At 38.0% G+C, this 17,849-nt stretch carries 11 protein-coding genes; 4 read left to right on the top strand and 7 right to left on the bottom strand.

All coding sequences use genetic code 11. The features are described 5' to 3' along the window. Nucleotides 1-346: 346 nt before the first annotated feature. Nucleotides 347-538 carry a hypothetical protein gene (locus F6K40_RS12255; RefSeq protein WP_293136093.1) on the bottom strand — a complete coding sequence of 64 codons (192 nt, stop codon included), beginning with the start codon at nucleotides 536-538 and terminating at the stop codon, nucleotides 347-349. Between the two features lie 1,100 nt (nucleotides 539-1,638). Here F6K40_RS12255 and F6K40_RS12260 point away from each other — a divergent pair. Further along, complete coding sequence (locus F6K40_RS12260) at nucleotides 1,639-4,320, top strand: DUF3536 domain-containing protein (RefSeq protein WP_293136095.1); 2,682 nt, start codon at nucleotides 1,639-1,641, stop codon at nucleotides 4,318-4,320. A 306-nt stretch (nucleotides 4,321-4,626) separates the two neighbouring features. After that, nucleotides 4,627-6,033, top strand: a complete 1,407-nt coding sequence (locus F6K40_RS12265; RefSeq protein WP_293136097.1) for a glycoside hydrolase family protein — start codon at nucleotides 4,627-4,629, stop codon at nucleotides 6,031-6,033. A 502-nt stretch (nucleotides 6,034-6,535) separates the two neighbouring features. Here F6K40_RS12265 and F6K40_RS12270 read toward each other — a convergent pair. Continuing rightward, entirely contained in the window at nucleotides 6,536-6,742 is a 207-nt protein-coding gene (locus tag F6K40_RS12270; RefSeq protein ID WP_293136100.1) for a hypothetical protein, read from the bottom strand. 319 nt (nucleotides 6,743-7,061) lie between these two features. Between F6K40_RS12270 and F6K40_RS12275 the strand changes: the two genes are divergently transcribed. Next, complete coding sequence (locus tag F6K40_RS12275) at nucleotides 7,062-7,193, top strand: hypothetical protein (RefSeq protein WP_293136101.1); 132 nt, start codon at nucleotides 7,062-7,064, stop codon at nucleotides 7,191-7,193. Between the two features lie 629 nt (nucleotides 7,194-7,822). Here F6K40_RS12275 and F6K40_RS12280 read toward each other — a convergent pair. Beyond that, nucleotides 7,823-9,595, bottom strand: a complete 1,773-nt coding sequence (locus F6K40_RS12280; RefSeq protein WP_293136103.1) for a GspE/PulE family protein — start codon at nucleotides 9,593-9,595, stop codon at nucleotides 7,823-7,825. 426 nt (nucleotides 9,596-10,021) lie between these two features. Between F6K40_RS12280 and F6K40_RS12285 the strand changes: the two genes are divergently transcribed. Further along, on the top strand, nucleotides 10,022-10,255 hold the full coding sequence (locus tag F6K40_RS12285; protein WP_293136106.1) for a hypothetical protein: 234 nt from the start codon (nucleotides 10,022-10,024) through the stop codon (nucleotides 10,253-10,255). Nucleotides 10,256-10,845: 590 nt separating this feature from the next. On the opposite strand, the gene F6K40_RS12290 is transcribed toward F6K40_RS12285, so the two are convergent. The 4 genes from F6K40_RS12290 to F6K40_RS12305 form a co-directional block, all read right to left on the bottom strand. Continuing rightward, nucleotides 10,846-11,283, bottom strand: coding sequence for a hypothetical protein (locus F6K40_RS12290; RefSeq protein WP_293136108.1), 438 nt, complete (start codon nucleotides 11,281-11,283; stop codon nucleotides 10,846-10,848). After that, the gene (locus tag F6K40_RS12295) at nucleotides 11,243-11,515 is read right to left on the bottom strand and encodes a hypothetical protein (RefSeq protein WP_293136111.1); all 273 of its coding nucleotides are present in this window, start codon (nucleotides 11,513-11,515) and stop codon (nucleotides 11,243-11,245) included. Before F6K40_RS12295 ends, F6K40_RS12290 begins: the two co-directional genes overlap by 41 nt. Beyond that, complete coding sequence (locus F6K40_RS12300) at nucleotides 11,463-12,242, bottom strand: RNA-guided endonuclease InsQ/TnpB family protein (protein ID WP_293136113.1); 780 nt, start codon at nucleotides 12,240-12,242, stop codon at nucleotides 11,463-11,465. The genes F6K40_RS12295 and F6K40_RS12300 overlap by 53 nt, the downstream gene beginning before the upstream one ends. A 301-nt stretch (nucleotides 12,243-12,543) precedes the next feature. Further along, a complete protein-coding gene (locus F6K40_RS12305; protein ID WP_293136115.1) occupies nucleotides 12,544-17,718 on the bottom strand; it encodes a WD40 domain-containing protein in 5,175 nt (1,724 codons plus the stop codon). Between the last annotated feature and the right edge of the window lie 131 nt (nucleotides 17,719-17,849).

A 17,849-nucleotide genomic window follows, 5' to 3' on the forward strand; every position in this document is an offset into this window, starting at 1 on the left:
AATACGGGAAAAAGGTTTAAAAATACTCTAACATATCCCTACTCCCCTATTTCCCCTCTATTTCTAAATAGATCAGGACTTACGCAGAGACTCTATATATAGTGAGGGCGAATGCCATTCGCCCCTACAGATGGTCCTTAAAAGGTCGATTTGCGTAAGTCCTGTAGATCCCAAATGGGATCTATAAACTAAACCAGGACTTACGCACCGCACCTCAAGAAGAGACTGGGTTTATTGCGCTAATTATTAGATATCTCCAGAAAAGAGGGAGCAGGGAACAGGGAAGAAAAATTGATAATTTATGGATTAAGAATTGATTTTAATTTTTATTTTTGGAGATGTCTATTCAAGTTATCAAATTTTCTTGCTCGATCTGGTTTCTGTGTAAGTAAATAAATCCTAATTGATGCTGAGTTAACTGCCTGTTTTCATATATATCAGTAACTGCTGATATATATGAAAACTTGTTATAATCAATAGTTGCCAAAAGTTTAATATTATCCGCTTTTATTTCTGTATCTATTATAACATTACGCATTTACGACGTGGACATTAGTAAATCCTGTTTGTGGAGCATTTAAGTACCGAAAACTCACGAGCGAGATTACTTTTGAATTGCGCATAGTCCTATACTTAATAGCGTCAACTCAAGTGGAATCATTTGAAAAAAATAGCAACTCATACGGGAAAAACTATTGATCAACTGAAACATCAATTATTATCTGAATATAAGCGTATCTGAACTCAAATATCTGTCAATAAAAATGACAGTTATTTAAGTTTTTATGGATTGTTTATAATTAACATTCGTTGGGCGATTGCTATAAATTTTTAAGCGTTGGTGGAGCAAGTGCGACAGCTACATCGCTCTATTTACCATGCGCTATATATAGTGTCTTTGCGTAAGTCCTGATTAAGTTATTAAGACAGACAAAATCACCTTTTTACTTATTTGAGCCAAGTTAATATTAGATATCTCCAGGGACTTTGCATGCAAAGTCCCTAAATCTCACCCTCCTCAATAGACATATCCAAAAATAAAAATTAAAATCAATTCTTATCCATAAATTATCAATTTTTCTTCCCTGTTCCCAGTTAAGTGTTCCCTGTTCCCTCTTTTCTGGAGATGTCTAATACAAGCTACTAGAGGAAGTTCTATAATTCCGAACCTTATCTTTTGATAAAAAGTAATGTTACTAATTTACAGAGAAATTATAAGTAAGGTTAAGTTTTATCACCAACCTCTTGCTTTTTGATAGGGATAAAGTTTATGATGTTAAGTAAGACGTAAATATTAAATCTTTATTTAATTCTGCAAGCAAGTTTTCAACATTACTATTAGCGAAAGAAAATTATTACCTACCATAGTCAAAGCAAGTCAGGAGGAAATAGTATACTTTTGAGGTATTTGTTGAAACAGAAAGCTTGGCTAACTAATTAAGGGCATCTAAACACAATTTTCTTTTTATTACTCTGCAAAAATTGGCAAAAAGAATAAATGTAATTGAAATCTCAAGAAAAACTAACCAAGAAGTGGAATTAAACATCTCAATTAAATGTTTAAAAATAATTCTCAATCTTGGAGTGTCGCCATATTAAGGCGAATAAACTGTTGTTTTAAATGGAGAATACGATCGCATGGTTTCCTCATCTGAGACGAAAATTAATCAAACGAATGACCTCGAACTAGAAGTATCATTATCTGAAACAATCAATAATCAGACAACTTCTGTAGCACCTGTACATACTGCTACTGGCGTTTATGTCACCATCCATGGTCACTTCTATCAACCCCCCAGGGAAAACCCCTATCTAGACGCTATCGAACGTCAACCTAGTGCAGCTCCCTGCCATGACTGGAATGAGCGAATTTTACACGAGTGTTATCGCCCTAATGCTTTTGCCCGCGTCCTCAACGATCGAGGAGAATTGGTGGGGATCGCTAATAACTATGAATATCTGAGCTTCAATATCGGTCCAACCCTAATGAGTTGGTTGGAACGCCATGATATGGAAGTCTATCAAAAAATTATTGAGGCAGACCGCAAAAGTTGCCAACGACTTGATGGACATGGGAACGCAATCGCTCAGGCATACAACCACATCATTTTGCCCCTTGCTAACGAACGAGATAAATATACTCAAATTCGCTGGGGTAAAGAAGACTTCCGCTCCAGGTTTGGTCGGGACCCTGAAGGAATGTGGCTAGCAGAAACAGCCGTAGACTATCCTACCCTAGAAGCATTAGTGGCAGAAGGAATTCGCTTCATCATTTTAGCCCCTTCCCAAGCCGAACGTTGTCGTCCATTCTCTAGTCCAGATAACCCAGATCCAGAATGGATCGAAGTAGGTGGCAATCAAATCGATCCCACCCGACCTTATCGTTGTTTCTTACGGCGTCACAATGACGACAACTCCACAGAAACTCCATACATTGACATCTTTTTCTATGACGGTCCGATATCAAGAGATATGGGCTTTAATGATGTCCTCAATAGTTCTCATAACTTGGCCGGACGAATTGGCCAGGCCATACGGGGAGACGAAAGACCCTCCCAATTAATTGCTGTTGCCACTGATGGTGAAACATTTGGTCATCACAAAGGCGGTACAGAAAAATGCCTTGCTTATGCTTTCTCAGGAGAATTTCCTCAGCGCAATTGGACAGTAACTAACTTTGCTCATTACCTCAGTATTAATCCTCCGATTTGGGAAGTTGCATTAAAACCAGTAACAGCATGGAGTTGTTGTCATGGTGTTGACCGTTGGCAAGATGATTGTGGTTGCGGTGGTGGTGGCACTTGGCATCAAAAATGGCGGAGACCATTAAGGGATTCACTTAATTGGCTACGGGATCAATTTGTTGACATTTACGAAGATTTTGGTCGTCACTTCTTCAAAGATGTTTGGGCAGCAAGAGATGAATACGTTCAAGTAATTCTAGATCGCTCTATTGAGAACATTAAAAACTTCTTTTCTCGGCATCAAAACCACGAACTTACAGAAGTAGAAAAAGTAGATGCTTTGCGTTTATTAGAAATGCAAAGACATTCTCTATTAATGTTTACAAGTTGTGGCTGGTTTTTTGATGAAATATCTCGACCAGAAGGTACTCAAATTCTGCGTTATGCTGCTAGAGCAATAGAATTAGCAGGTGATGTGGCCGGGGTACAATTAGAGAAAGAATTTGTCTCTCAACTAGCTTTTGCCCCCAGTAACGTAGATTTGTTCAAAACAGGAGATGAAGTTTATCGACAGTTAGTTGCTACAGCTCAAATTACTATGGAACAAGTAGCAGCTCACTATGCGATTAATTCTTTATTTACTACTTATACTCGCGAACAACGAGTTTACTGCTACAACGCTAAACAACATGATTATCAAATGCGACGCATGGGTAATCTGAGTTTGGCAGTAGGTCAGCTACAATTAACTTCAGAAATTACACTCGAATGTAAGGAGTTTGTTTTTGCTGTACTGCACTTAGGAGGATGGGATTTCCATTGCTGTATTCAACCATTTGCAGGTCGTCGGGTTTATACGGAAATTCAAGAAAAGCTATTTGATGCTTTACAAGAGAGCAGTATTGCTAATGTAGTTATGAGTATGGCTGAATTATTCGGCAAATCTTCATTTGGTCTAGGGGATCTGTTTGCAGAAGAACGTCAACGGATCATGGCTCTATTGAGTCAAGAAACTCTAAATCGCCTGGATCAATTGTATACTCAGGTATACCGAGATAATTACAGCATAATGATGGCCTTCCGCCGAGATAATTTAGCTGTACCCCAGGAATTACAGGTAGCTGCTGAAGTGGCATTGGGTCATCGATTATTAACAAGTGTGCGGACTTTAGAGGCAGAAAGTACGGATGGAAAATTAAGTATTAGTCATTTAGCAGAGTTAGAAGCTCTTGCTAGTGAAGTCAGTCAGCAGCAATGTCGATTCCACAATATGGAAGTTAAGGAATCTTTAGAAAGGTTAATTGTGAGCTGCGTCAGGCACATTTTGTATGATAATGAACCGGATAATTTGGAATTAGATATTCAGGGTTTAGAACGACTTGCCGAAGTAGGAAATAAATTAAATTTAGGTTTGTCATTAGTTGGTGCTCAGGAGGTTTATTTCCAATCTCTAGAAAGTCAAATTATACCTCTTTGTTTGGGTTGTATTCAAAAGCGAAATAATCCTCAGATGCAAGAAAATGTAGAAGAAATTGCAGGAGAAACTACTTGGGAACTACCTCAAATTCGCAAATTATTACAATTGGGTAAGAAATTAGCAATTGATGTTGACCAGTGGTTGAATCAGTTGTATTAAAGCAGCACTAAGTGATCGGTACTCATTAGAAGTATTGAAAATATATAGTGAGTATTGAAACAGTGAAGTGATGACTAATCTGTGTGTTGAAGTAATTCAGCACACAGATTCTCCATGATTTTCAGCAATTAAGTATTGGTTATGATAATATATTCTTGAAATGCTTCAATTAATATCAAAAATGGAGGTTGTCTTACAAAGCTAGCGGTGGAAAAAAAGCCGCATAATGTCCTGTTTTAAGCAGACTGACTATGTATATTGTCACGTTATGACACTTTGTATCAGTTTTGTCGTGGAGTGTAAATTATGAATGGAAAAAATTTAATTCCTCAAAGTGGTCTTAATTTAATTAAGAAATTTGAGGGGTATCACCAAAAACTTTCTGATGGCCGAGCAAAAGCGTATCCAGATCCAATTTATGGATGGGAAGTTGCTACAATTGGGTATGGAACTACTAAATATCCTAATGGTAGTAAAATTAGAAAAAATGATATTATTACTCATGCTGAAGCAGAGAAATATTTAGCGTGGGAAGTTGAAGAAGTCTGTAAACCTGCCTTAGAAAGAATCCCTACTTGGTCTCAAATGAATAAAAATCAACAGGGGGCACTTTATAGTTTTGCCTATAACTTAGGTGCAAATTTTTATGGTGGAGCTAATTTTCAGTCTATTACGAAGGTTTGCGACAGTGTTTCAAGGTGGGACGATGAAAATTGGGTAACAAAGCAATTTGAAAAATATCGAAACCCTGGTTCTGCTGCTGAAGAGGGTTTACGCAGACGCAGACGTGCTGAAGCTAAACTATTCTGTAAGCTCATAAAAAATGCTGAGTTTCGTCAAGATACACAAAATACAACGGAGGAAAAAATGGAAGTTACTACTGTAGGTTTTACCAGTTCAACGTGGTTAAAATCCAAACCTATACAATCTTCAGAATTATGGGATAATCAGAAAATATTTGTCAAACAAGAAGACAAAATCAAAGTAACACAAATATTGCCAGATGGTCAACAACATACTTTACTGACGTTAGAACATCCAAGATTAGCAGTTGATGGCAAAACCTATCTGGAAAAAGTTTATGCTTATACACCTCACCTAAAATTGAAACAACCAAAAAATGAGCGGGTGAAAAAGCTAGACGTACCTTATTTTTCTCAATTAGATAACGACAGGCATTTTTTTGGTGCAGGAAGTCGCCAGTGCAATTTGACTTCTTGTGCTATGTTCTTAGCAGCTTTAAAACCATCGTTAAAAGAAGAATCAAAGATTAAGAACTACAAAGAGTTTGAAAGTTTTTATGGAGAAACATTAGTAAAATATGGCGATACCACAGACCATGAGGCACACACTCAAGCGTTAAAAGATTTCGGGGTAGAAACTTATTTTTCTTATACACTCTCTCATGCGGATTTAATGCTTTGTCTAAAAGCTGGATATCCAGTAGTTTTAGGAGTAGCTTATAAGAGTAGCGGACACATGATTGTAGCAACAGGATTTGATTTGAATAAAGAGCAAATTTTTATGCACGATCCTTATGGTATTAGGTATGGTGCTTCTAATAATTATGACATAGGTGCTAATGGTGTATACGATCCTTATAGTTTTGGCACTTTGGAGCAAATATGGCTTGATATGGGTGCTGAAGCAGGATGGGGCAGAATTCCTGTTTCTGTAGATAACAAAAAGACTGGTTTACCTTACAACCTTTAAAAATAAGGGATTGCTGAAATAAGGTATGAAATTCGTATCAGAGTAAGATTGATAGTAAGGAAAAAAGCTATGCGTGACTACTGACTATTGTACTGGCGATTCGCTTTTCGCCCCTACTAAAAATTATACAATCATTCAGCAACGCCAAAAATAATATAATCAGGACTTACCCAAATTCTTAGACAATACGCTATCTGTAGAGGGCGAATGCCATTCGCGCCTACGAGATATGGCGCTTGGTGCGTAAGTCCTGATAATATTAGCCTACTGAAGCAATAAATAATTGGTAGTGCTGTTCGCGTAATGGGAGATGAGGTAATGCGGTGTATTGGAGTATTTTTCAACCTTAGAGCAGCATTATAATGTACTACCACCCAAAATAATTATTGAGCTATTACTGTTTGTTCTGTCTGAAAGAAAAATTATCCACCTGAAAACGGAGGTGGATAATTTTTTTTATTTATGGTTTGATGAAAACTAAGATACTACCAAGTATTCTTTTCTAATACTTCAACAAAGGAAATTGGAAGATCATCAAAGATACTACCAAAAGTAGAACAATGCTCCAAGGAGCAAAAACAAAGCTCAAAAATAGACATATTAATGCTATCCCTGCTGTTACTACTTTGACAATTTCTTCAGTAGTATTGGCATACATATAAATAGCCAAGAAAGAGATGATGAGACTCATCAATGAAGTTGGAATCATTACAACTACCTCAAATAATGCAGTAGTACGTTCCTTCGGGATAGACGGTTTAATGAAACTTACCCAAACGAAATCTAACAAGGCTTAAGGTTTCTCTATAACCTTGTTGGATGGAGATATTTAGATAGGTTTTTATTTTTAGCTAATGTTTCTATCCCTACTTCCGTCTTTCTCAAGCTTTTGGTTAATTAGCCTTTATGCTATGGGAAAGATGAACGGTGGACTTTGTTATCTTGTCTAGTATAACTTTTTGTTGAATTGTTGTCAATCAAAATAAATACAAGGCCTCTCCCAAAAAAAGGGAGTAGGGAGTAGGGGAGTGGGGGTGTGGGGGTGTGGGGGTGTGGGGGTATTGGATAATATAAGTACCCATTTGGGATTTATGATCGGGAGTGTGGGGAATGTGGGGGGTGTGGGGAGATGTGGTATTGGAGGTATTCGAGGTGTATGATATCAAATCCGCTTAAACAGTTATATCATGTCCGGTTGAATACTTATAAATAAAAATGGAGGAGTCAGGAGACAGGAGACAGGAGACAGGAGAAAAGAATGTACCAGGAGAAAGAAATGGTTTTATCACTAATTATCCGGACATGGTATTATAGATTGCTTAAGTCTCTAGGAATCAGGAGGTAGGGACGTATTGCTGACGCTTTCGCTCCGCGTTAGCGGAGCGACATGTAACGCATTAATGCTCAAGCAACGTCCGTACAGGAGTCAGGAGGAGAAAGAATCATAAAGATGAACGTAGTTATGAAGATATGAGATTTTTTTTATGTCCAATTAAAAGGATTTGATATGAGAGTATTTTTTAACCTTTTTCTCCTATTGGGACTTACACAAAATAAACGCAGAAAATAGGCTCAAATATAGATGGGCAGAGGTTTTTAGGTCAAAAATGCATAAATCCGTAGGTCATCACGGGTTCTAGCCATTTTTTAGGCTTCGACGTAATTCCCTTGTCTAGACTGACTTTGAAGCATTTTTCCTACCCAAAAATGTCTAAGTACCACTATTAGACATCTCCAATAATACCTCGCCCGATCGGGCGAGGTTTACAGCAGTTTTCATTTCGGTAGACTACAGTAGGGACGAAGAGCGAACCACATTCTGAGAAGAAAAAGCACTTCGCGGTAAAACACGCTGCACTTCTTGTACTGTAGTTATCCCTTGAGTCACCTTTTCAATAGCAGCATTTCGGAAGGAGACAAAACCATTTTGCTTCAAATAACGCTGCAACTGAGTCATAGTACCTTCATAAATCAACTCTCGAACAGTATCGTCTACATCCAATAATTCTACAATTGCTTCTCGACCAGAATAACCAGAATTGAAACAATTAGAACAACCACGACCGACACGCCATTTCCCCTGAATTTCATGTTTGATACTCGGAGTAACAGCAGTCATAGTTTGCACGCCATTACCATTATTAAAGGCAGAAGCATAAGCAGATAGACTATTGCTAACGGCTAAACTCATAGTGGGTAATATTTGTGGCTGTTCTAAACCAAATATTTGCAACTCTTCTTGTGTGGGAATATGAACTTCTCCACAATGGGGACAGATTTTCCGCACTAACCTTTGTGCCACAATACCCAACAGCGCATCACTCATCAAAGCTGGGTCAGGACCAATATCCTTTAAGCGAGGAATAGCACCTATGGCATCATTAGTATGTAGAGTCGTCAATACTAAGTGACCAGTCAATGCAGCGCGGACTGCTGTATCTGCTGTTTCGCGATCGCGTATTTCACCCATCATAATAATATCGGGGTCTTGACGCAAAATTGCTCGTAAACCTGTAGCAAAAGTCATTCCAGCGCGTTCATTTACCTGAGTTTGAGTAATTCCTGGCAATACATATTCTACCGGATCTTCAACAGTAACTACATTAACGTTTTCTGTTGCAACTGATAATAAACTGGTGTATAGGGTACTTGTTTTCCCAGACCCAGTTGGACCTGTAAAAATAATCATTCCCTGTGGTTGACGCAACCAGCTTTGGTATAAACTCAAACTGCGCCCAGAAAATCCTAAATCCTTCAAACTAGAAAAAGGATTTTTGGAAGTCAGTAACCTAATCACAACTTTTTCCCCACCAACACAGGGAAGGGTGCTTACCCGTAGATCTAGTCCGACATTAGAATCATCATCTTCTGCATATTGCTCGCTCATCCGTCCATCTTGAGGACATCTACTTTCGGCGATATCCATATCACACATCACTTTAATGGCAACTACTACTCGGCGACCAATATCTGCTGGTAGGGTAGTAATATTTCTGAGGATGCCATCAATACGGTAGCGGACTCGCAAACCATCCCCAGTTGGTTCCAGATGAATGTCACTAGCACGGTTACGCAGAGCGCCGGAAATAATTGTTTTAATCCGACCAATTTGGTCTGCTGCTTGGGAAAGATATAATTCTGTGGTGGCACAGACATCTTCTTCTTCTAATTCTCCGGTTAAAGGGTTAATTAATTTTTGGCTACAGATAGACTTGGGGTCGATTTTTTCTCTATGATACCAAGCACTATAGCTTTTTTCGGCAATGGGAATAATTTTGATCTCAGAAAATGTGCGATCGCGCATTTTTTTGAGGTCGTCAGCACATATATCTACAGGAGAGGCCAAATAGTAGCAGTTTTGCCACAGCAGTAGGGGAATAATTGGGGGCAAATCTTTTTGATCTGGAAATTCTCTAAAGAAGCGATATGCTACTTCTTTATCAAGTAATTTTAGGTTTAAAATTCCCCGTCGATCGACTAAATTTTCTAATGCTTCTTGGCAAGTAATTTCATTATTTCTTAATAGTTGCCAAGCCGATAGAACAGAAGTTGATGTACTCATAGCGATAATTAATCAGAAAAGGTTTTTAATAATATTAATATTGCATAGAGGAGAGAATATTTTTTGTTCCTCTTTAACTTATGAGATTAACACTTTTGTGATTATCTTAAAACCCATTTATATTTTTGGTCTTGTATAGCAGTCTTCAGCAGGGTTTTGTAGAAAATATCTGGGAAAAAGGCAATAGAGAAACAGGGAACCAGGAAGCTAAAAAATTTTATAAATTTGTCATAATAATTTAATAATTCTGTTTTTAACAGGGAGTAGTTGCGATCGATAGGAATGGGAACAATTAGTGTTTGGAGTGAATATTTATAATTTTTAGTTAGATTATGCAGCACTAAATTTCTGTATTTAGCTATACAAATTATTTGTTGTTTTAGCTCGGAATAAATGGTGTATAATAATAGCTTCTAAAGTTGCCTTGTGTACCTTGCATTTTCAAATATTGTTCTTACTCAGGACTTATGCAAAATATCAAATCATACACTATCTGTAGTGGCGAGTCGCGACTCGCCACTACAAGATAGCGGTGCGACCCCGCGACGACGTTTCGCGGTGCGACCCCGCGACGACGATAGTCGCAAGGGAATGCGCACCAAGAGAGGGAATGCTGGCCAAGAGAGGGAACGCGCACCAAGAGATGGTGGTTGTGCGTAAATCCTGTTAGTTTTAAAAGGGGGTTTAACGAAGTCAGAAGTCAGAAGTTGTTTTTGTCACGGGGATTAGAGCAACGCTCCAAAAACGTTTCGCCGATCAAGGGGGGGTTGCACGACCCAATTATTTTAATAAAAGTGGATTTATAACTATTTCAGGACTAAAGCGATATGAACCCAGAAACCCGGTTTCTCGTAGACATCTATTGCTCAAAACAACGATTTATCGTAGAAACCGGGTTTCGCGTGCGTAAGTCCTATATTTATTCAGACAGAACATCGCAACTTTTATACTGATTAGATACAAAGAGGTGACTGGCGATCGCTCCTACAGCGCTTTTCAAATTGATGACCTAACATCACAACCAAAACCCAGTAGGGACGTTCCATGGAACATCCCTACTGTGGTCTACTCAACTGAAAAGCACTGTAATATTACAGCAATGCATGAGGATGGTGAGGTACAGTTGAAGATTAATCTCTATCTTTGCAGTTCAGGATTCTTATCTTTAACAACCTGGAAGGTTGTGTTACCAAACACTTCCCACACCTCCCACACTCCCCACACCTCCCACACCTCCCAACACTCTTTATCTAATCCCTCAACTCCTTTAACAGCTCATCAGTAAAGGGATTTTTCCCTGCCTGGAGCGCTTTGATCCATTCTTGTCGTTGCACTTTATTCTGCTTATTGCTCGTCCATTCTACAAATACCTGAAAATCTGGAATTGCCCCTTTAATATCCCCAGTTAATGCCCTAGCAAGTCCGCGACTGTCAAAAATAGAGCCATCTTTAGGGGCAAGAGCAACTCCTTTTTCACAGGCAAACATCACATCAGCAGCTTGTTTATAAAGACTGCCATACCAACAAAGTATATCCCAACTGCCAGGACTAATTTGATAGGGGTCGATTTTTTCTGCTTCTTGGTAGAAAGCGATCGCTTCCTTGACTTTACCGTACGAAAAAAACTGTAGAAAATTGTAACAGCTTTTATCTTGATATTGGATTAACCAATACAGGCTGTACGGCACAGCTCACTATTCCCTCAACAGTAAATGCTCCTGGGAATTTCTTTCTGATTATCTGAAGAGAGCCATTGATATCCGCATTAATCACTTTACCTGTTCCACTTCTAAACAAACCACGTTTGACTCGTTTTCCCACATAGTTTTCCTGCTGACATGGCAATTCTAGGTCAAGTGCAGATGTTTTACTGGTGTAACAATCTTGCTGTTTCCATGACTTTGATGCCAGCAAGTTCACATTTATAAGTTATCTGTTGAATTAGCTTAGAGTGAGGTATTTGGGTAAAGTTTTGGTTATTTTTTTTGCCTATCTTTGCACCTTGTTTCCAGTTATCATTTTTGCCAATTACTACAGTACCAATATTATTTGTGGTTAAATACTCAACTACTAATTTACTGGTGTTATGCAGATAATTCTCCACAAAACGATTTCGGTTATAGGTTAATGCTTCAATCTTACGGCTAGTTTTTTTCTGTCCCTTGAGAACACTTTGGTACTTGGCTTTACGTTTGTTATATAGTTGATTGACGCTTTTTAGTGGCTTCCCATTAATCAGCAGTGGTTTGACACCAAGCTTATTTGTAGCTAGAGCGACTATACTGTCAATTCCTAAGTCTATTCCGGCTACATATCTTGAGCGTATTTGGGGCTGATTTGTTTTTTCATACACTACTTCAATTATATAGCAGCTAGTAGCAGGTACTATCCTCACTTCGATTACAGTATCCACAACTACAGGTATTTTGATATCACTCATGGATAAGTGACAAATACCCTTTTTTAAAGGTGCTTTATAGACTGATTCCTTTGAATATATAACTACATTTCGACCTTTGGTTTTGTCCTTGTACTTTGGTATTTTTGGTTTACCTAAAAACTTACAGGGATGTTTTGACCATTCAATGATTGCCTGAAAATAACCACGCCAAGTTGCAACTAGGCATTTTATTATTTGTTTTGACACTTTAGTTGGTAATGCTCTATAGGCATCGCTATCTTTGGTGGCGTGATATAGCTTGGTTAAATCTAGACTTTTTCCGCAGTTGAAAAAATGCTAACGACAATAATAGTTAGCCAAGTTGTACAAGTTTTTTGACTTAAAGGCTAACTCATCACACACCCGCCAAAAGTTATGTGTTCGGTTAATAATATGTCTGTCAACAAGTCGCATTCACCTGAATTATTTCCTAAGCTTTAGTTACTTTTTTAAGATTAACACACTTTTCTGCTTCTAGCAACTACTTTCTACAATTTTCATTCAACAGTTAATCATCCTCTTTGACAAACTTCCTTCCTTTATTCAACAATTCAGTTGGTACATCTGCTGCCTCATATTTTGCTTTAGCTTCTGGATCAATATTTTGTAGAGTAACAATGAATGCTACTTTGTCAAGTTCTTTTGCTTTTTTGTACTTTTCTACTGAAGCCTCAATTTTTCCAACTCTAGCTAATTTTGTACCTTGCTCCATCAACTTCTCTGCTTCCTCTAATGATGCTGCCCAAGCTTTGAAATTTCGGTTGAGGTCGAGTTCTGGGTTCCATCGCAGTGCTTTTTTAAATGCAGTAACTGCTGCCTCCAGTTTTTCTACTTCCCCTCTAGTTTCCCTTGCCAGTTTTTCTCCCTCTATCACCCAACTGAGAGCTGATATTTTAATTCTTTTGTTGGTTTGGCAAATCTTGAGTTTCTCTAGCTCTTGGGGATGGGCAATGAGATAATCATTTAACAATTCGCAACCATAAGTGGTTAAATCTTCTATCCCCAAATGTCGCCACAATTTTACGGTCTTTTCACGAGTTGCAGTGGCAATGATCTCTCCATCAGGGCTAAAATCTACATCGGATACAAAACTCTTATACCCTTCTAGAGTCTGTAACAACTGCCCCTGTAGGTTCCACAATTTCACTGTTTTATCATTACTTGCAGTTGCAATCATCTTGCCATCGGAACTAAAATCTACATCGGAGACTGAACTTTTATGCCCTTCTAGAGTTTGCAAAACTTGTCCCTGTAGGTTCCACAATTTCACTGTACCGCCATCACTACCAGTTGCAATAGTCTTGCTATCAGGACTAAATGCTACATCAGATATCCTCTTGTTATGCCCTTCTAGAGTTTGCAAAACTTGTCCCTGAAGGTTCCATAATTTCACCTCACCATCATCAGTGAGGGTTGCAATAGTCTTTCCATCAGGGCTAAATACTACATCATAGACTGAACTATCATAACCTTGCAGAGTTTGTAACAACTTCCCCTCTAGGTTCCACAATTTGACTGTACCATGATCAGTGGTAGTTGCAATCATCTTTCCATAAGGACTCAATGCTACACCATTGAAAAAATCATCATATCCTTTTAGAGATTGCAATACTTGCCCCTGAAGATTCCACAATTTTATCTCACCATCATCGCTAACAGTTGTAATAGTTTTTCCATCAGGACTAAATGCTAAATCAGAAACGAAGTTACTATGACCTTCTAAAGTTTGCAATAACTCTCCTTCTTGGTTCCACAATTTGACCGTACCATTATCACTGGCGGTTGCAATAGTCTTTCCATCGGGACTAAATGCTAAATCAGAAACCAAGCTATTCTGACCTTTCAGAATTGGCAACAACTCCCCTTCTTGGTTCCACAATTTGACCGTACCATTATCACTGGCAGTTGCAATAATTTTTCCATTGGGGCTAAATTCTACATTGGAGACCAAGCTATTATGAGCTTTTAGAGTTTGCAACAACTGCCCCTTTAGGTTCCACAATTTGACCTCACCATCATCGCTGGCAGTTGCAATAGTCTTGCCATCGGGACTAAAATTTACACTTGATGGTTTATCATCGTATGCTTCGAGAGTTTGCAGCAACTCTCCGTCAAGGTTCCACAGTTTCACCTTACCATCATCACTGGCAGTTGCAATAGTCTTGCCATCGGGACTAAAATTTATATCCGAGGAGTGGTCTTTATGGCCTTTGATAGTCTGCAACACTTGCCCCTGAAGGTTCCATAATTTCACCGTACCGTCATCACTGGCAGTTGCAATAGTCTTGCCATCGGGGCTAAAATCTATATCGGAGACCCCACCATTATGAGCTTTGATAGTCTGCAAAACTTGTCCCTGAAGGTTCCATAATTTCACCGTACCGTCATCACTGGCAGTTGCAATAGTCTTTCCATTGGGGCTAAAATCTATATCGGAGACCCCACTATTATAACCTGTCAAAGTTTGCAATAACTCCATCTGAAAGTTCCATAATTTGACGCTACCATCATCACTGGCAGTTGCAATAGTCTTTCCATCGGAACTAAAATCTATATCGAAGACCCCACTATTATGACCTTTGAGAATTTGTAGTAACTGCCCCTGTTGGTTCCATAATTTGACCGTACCATCATCACTGGCAGTTGCAATAATCTTTCCATCGGAGCTAAAATCTATATCGGAAACCTTATCATAATCCCTTGGGAGACGATTAAACTCTCTAAAATCATGTGGGTGATTTTTGTAAACTGCTTGTTGTAGAGCATTTGTAATAATGCTAGTTTCATTCGTTAATGGAAAACGATTATCTATTTGTTTTTGCCTAGCGTTCATTGCACTAATTAGTGCATCCAAACGCTGACCTAGAAGAGAATGTGCTTTAGCTTCATTTGCCTTAGCTAACATAGTTTGCTTCTCTGCCATTCTTCTTTCATGTTTGGCATCGAAACCAAGCACCGTCATTCCCATTGCCAATACTCCCATCACTAAGGCAGCAGTAACCCAACCTCTAACCAACTTCTTCTGCAAATGTAATTGGTTTTTTTCTGCCTGCTGTCGTTTTTCCCGCTCTTGTTTGAGTTCCTGTATTATTTCTCCTTCTTTTTTCTGCCGAATAAACTTCACCAAATAATCATGTACTAACTGATAGCGATCTGCTGGATTTTGTGGCAACAAAAATACTAAACCAGAATCTACAAAAATATTTAATACTAACTCTAACTCTTCGGCACTAAAATTACTTTCTTTCACCAACTCTGCTCTGGTTTTGAGGGGGCGAGTATTATTTTCATCGGTGAATAATACTAAGACTAACCAAGCTAATTTTTCATTCTCTGAACCACAGTCGCTTACTACTGATTCTAAATATCGTTCTACCAATTCTGCTTTAGGATTATCTCCTAATTCTAAATATTTTTCCAAAGTTGTAATATTCTCTCTCTGCAATTGCGCTCCCATGACTTGCAACTCAATTGGACGAATTTGTCCTAATTCTTCAGCTAAGTCTTCCACCAATTGTTCTGTTAATTTTTCATCAATTTTAAACAGAGAATTTGCTGTTAAACCTTGAATAACTGATTTTGCTTGTAACTGGGAAAAATTCCCTAAGCAATAAAGTATATTTTTACCTAAAATATCATTATTAATTGGTTCTAAATTACTCAGCTCCTGAAACTCTAATAAATAATGAATGTAATCTGACCGTAGGGATAAAACTATTTTTACAAAGGAGATTTTTAAACATTCTTGGAGAAAATAAGCAAATGCTTGTTTCTGTTTTGCTTCCATATTTGCAAAGAAAAATTCCTCAAATTGGTCAAAAATTATTACGGTTAATAAATTTGATTCAGCATTATTTTTTAACCGTTCAAAAATTGCTTCAGCCGAATTTAGATTTTCTGAATTAACTGTTAAATTGGCAGTTGTTTGTAGTTTTTTCTCTAAAAATTTTCCTAATTCGGAAATCCAGTTCACATAAACTCGCTGCACAACCACTATTAAATCACGAGTATCAATTGATTTTCCCTCTAAAGTCGGAATTAATCCTGCGTGTAAAATCGAACTTTTACCTACTCCTGATTGCCCATGAATAACTATTAGTTTATAGTCAGGACGACCAATTCTTTCTAGCAATATTTGTACATCAGATTCTCGTCCAGATGAAGCTATTTCTTGAGTAACTTTTTGTTGATTAATTTTTTGTTTTGACTGAGGCAATGCCGGATTCATATTGAGTTTAATATCTCTCAAGCGATTGGCACCGATAAAAGCCTGAAATCCAAATTGTTGTTCTATTTTTTGTCTTTCTTGCTTAATTTTAAAAGCCTTTATATATTGTTTTTGTTGGTAATAAATTTCTCGTAATTCTGTGAGAATATGAATGTAAAATTCGGCATCATATTCAGGTTTAGTCGTATTTTTGGCTTTTTCTAAACAGGCTAGAGATGCTGGAATTTTACCTAAGCATTTTTCAGCTTTGGCTAGAGAAAATAAATATTTACCCTGATGATATGAAAACTCCCAATCTAAATTAATTTCTTCCTTTTTTGAGGTAGAATTAGATGCTTTAGCTAGGGTCTCGTTCAGAATTTTAATAGCTTTTTGAGCTAGTTTTTTGGCTTGTTTATAGTTATTTTTATTCAGTTCAACGGCAGCTAGAAAACTATAAGCACAAGCTTCTCGAAACGGATGGGAATAGGTTTGGTGTAATTCTATTGCTCTATGGGCAACAGTCTCTAACTTATCCCAAAGTTCTAAGGTTTGCAGAACTTCTCCCCAAGCATTGATAAATTTTGCTGCTAAGTCTGGGTAGTTAGCTTTTTCAAAGGTTTCTACTGACTTCTGATAATATGAGGCAGTCCGGGAACAACCTGTATCTTTGTCTACCCGATGCCAAAGTTCATAACTACGCCACAACAACCCCAGATAATAATAAGTGTGAGCTACTCGCACCTGGTTGTTCAGTTGTTCCCAAAGTTCGAGACTCCGTTGATAATGCTTTAATGCTGTTTCCTCCAAATTATCTGCTGTTCTACCTAAGACAAATTCTAAACCTGCTTCTAATTTTGGTTCTAAGTTAACTCCTCTATTTGACAACTCTTGCTGTGCATCTAAGAGTTCTTGATACACAAATTCTCCCACACCCAAAGCGGTATGTTCCAAAAATATTCCCGCTCCATTCTCTAAGACTTTCTGATAAACACGATCGCTCGTTTGCTGAATAAAATCTATTAATTCTTGAGTGGGAGTTTCAAATACAGTCAGACTTGCCCAACTTTCAAAATCAGGAATTAAGCGAATAAACTTCCGGGAAACTTCTTTGTCTATCCATAAAAGTATTGGGAAGTGAAAATTATTTTTAAATTCCTCTCGGACTAACCCCATTGAAACCAGTAGTTGATCTACATCTGTTACTGACTCCAAACCCCAAACCATCAAAGCATCTGGTTGTTGATCTCGATCTCCTAACTGTTGGCCAATAGTAGCATTAAGTTCTCCCGTTGACTTATCTAACTGCAACTTTGCTAAATCTCCAGAAAAAGATGCTTGGAGTTTTTCTATTAGGCGATCGCGCTGAGTTAGAGTATTACTACGGGCTAAAAATAGCCGGAACTCTCCTTGAGACATTTCTAGAGCAAATATTAGCTCGGACAATAATTCTGGATTATGATGAAAATTTGGCATTTCAGTTATCAGTTATAGCGCTAGGGAACAGGGAACAGGGAACAGGGAACAGCAGAAAACCACTGTAGTAGTGGACTGGACTGTTTCAACTAAATTAGATTTGTCATTGCGAACGACAGTGAAGCAATCTC

It is taken from the genome of Okeania sp. SIO3I5, assembly GCF_010672085.1.
GTDB lineage: Bacteria > Cyanobacteriota > Cyanobacteriia > Cyanobacteriales > Microcoleaceae > Trichodesmium.

Bases quoted from the DNA above. Each gene is read 5' to 3' on its own strand.
- F6K40_RS12255 (WP_293136093.1), bottom strand. From the start codon at position 538: ATGCGTAATGTTATAATAGATACAGAAATAAAAGCGGATAATATTAAA.
- F6K40_RS12260 (WP_293136095.1), top strand. From the start codon at position 1,639: ATGGTTTCCTCATCTGAGACGAAAATTAATCAAACGAATGACCTCGAA.
- F6K40_RS12265 (WP_293136097.1), top strand. From the start codon at position 4,627: ATGAATGGAAAAAATTTAATTCCTCAAAGTGGTCTTAATTTAATTAAG.
- F6K40_RS12270 (WP_293136100.1), bottom strand. From the start codon at position 6,742: ATGATTCCAACTTCATTGATGAGTCTCATCATCTCTTTCTTGGCTATT.
- F6K40_RS12280 (WP_293136103.1), bottom strand. From the start codon at position 9,595: ATGAGTACATCAACTTCTGTTCTATCGGCTTGGCAACTATTAAGAAAT.
- F6K40_RS12305 (WP_293136115.1), bottom strand. From the start codon at position 17,718: ATGCCAAATTTTCATCATAATCCAGAATTATTGTCCGAGCTAATATTT.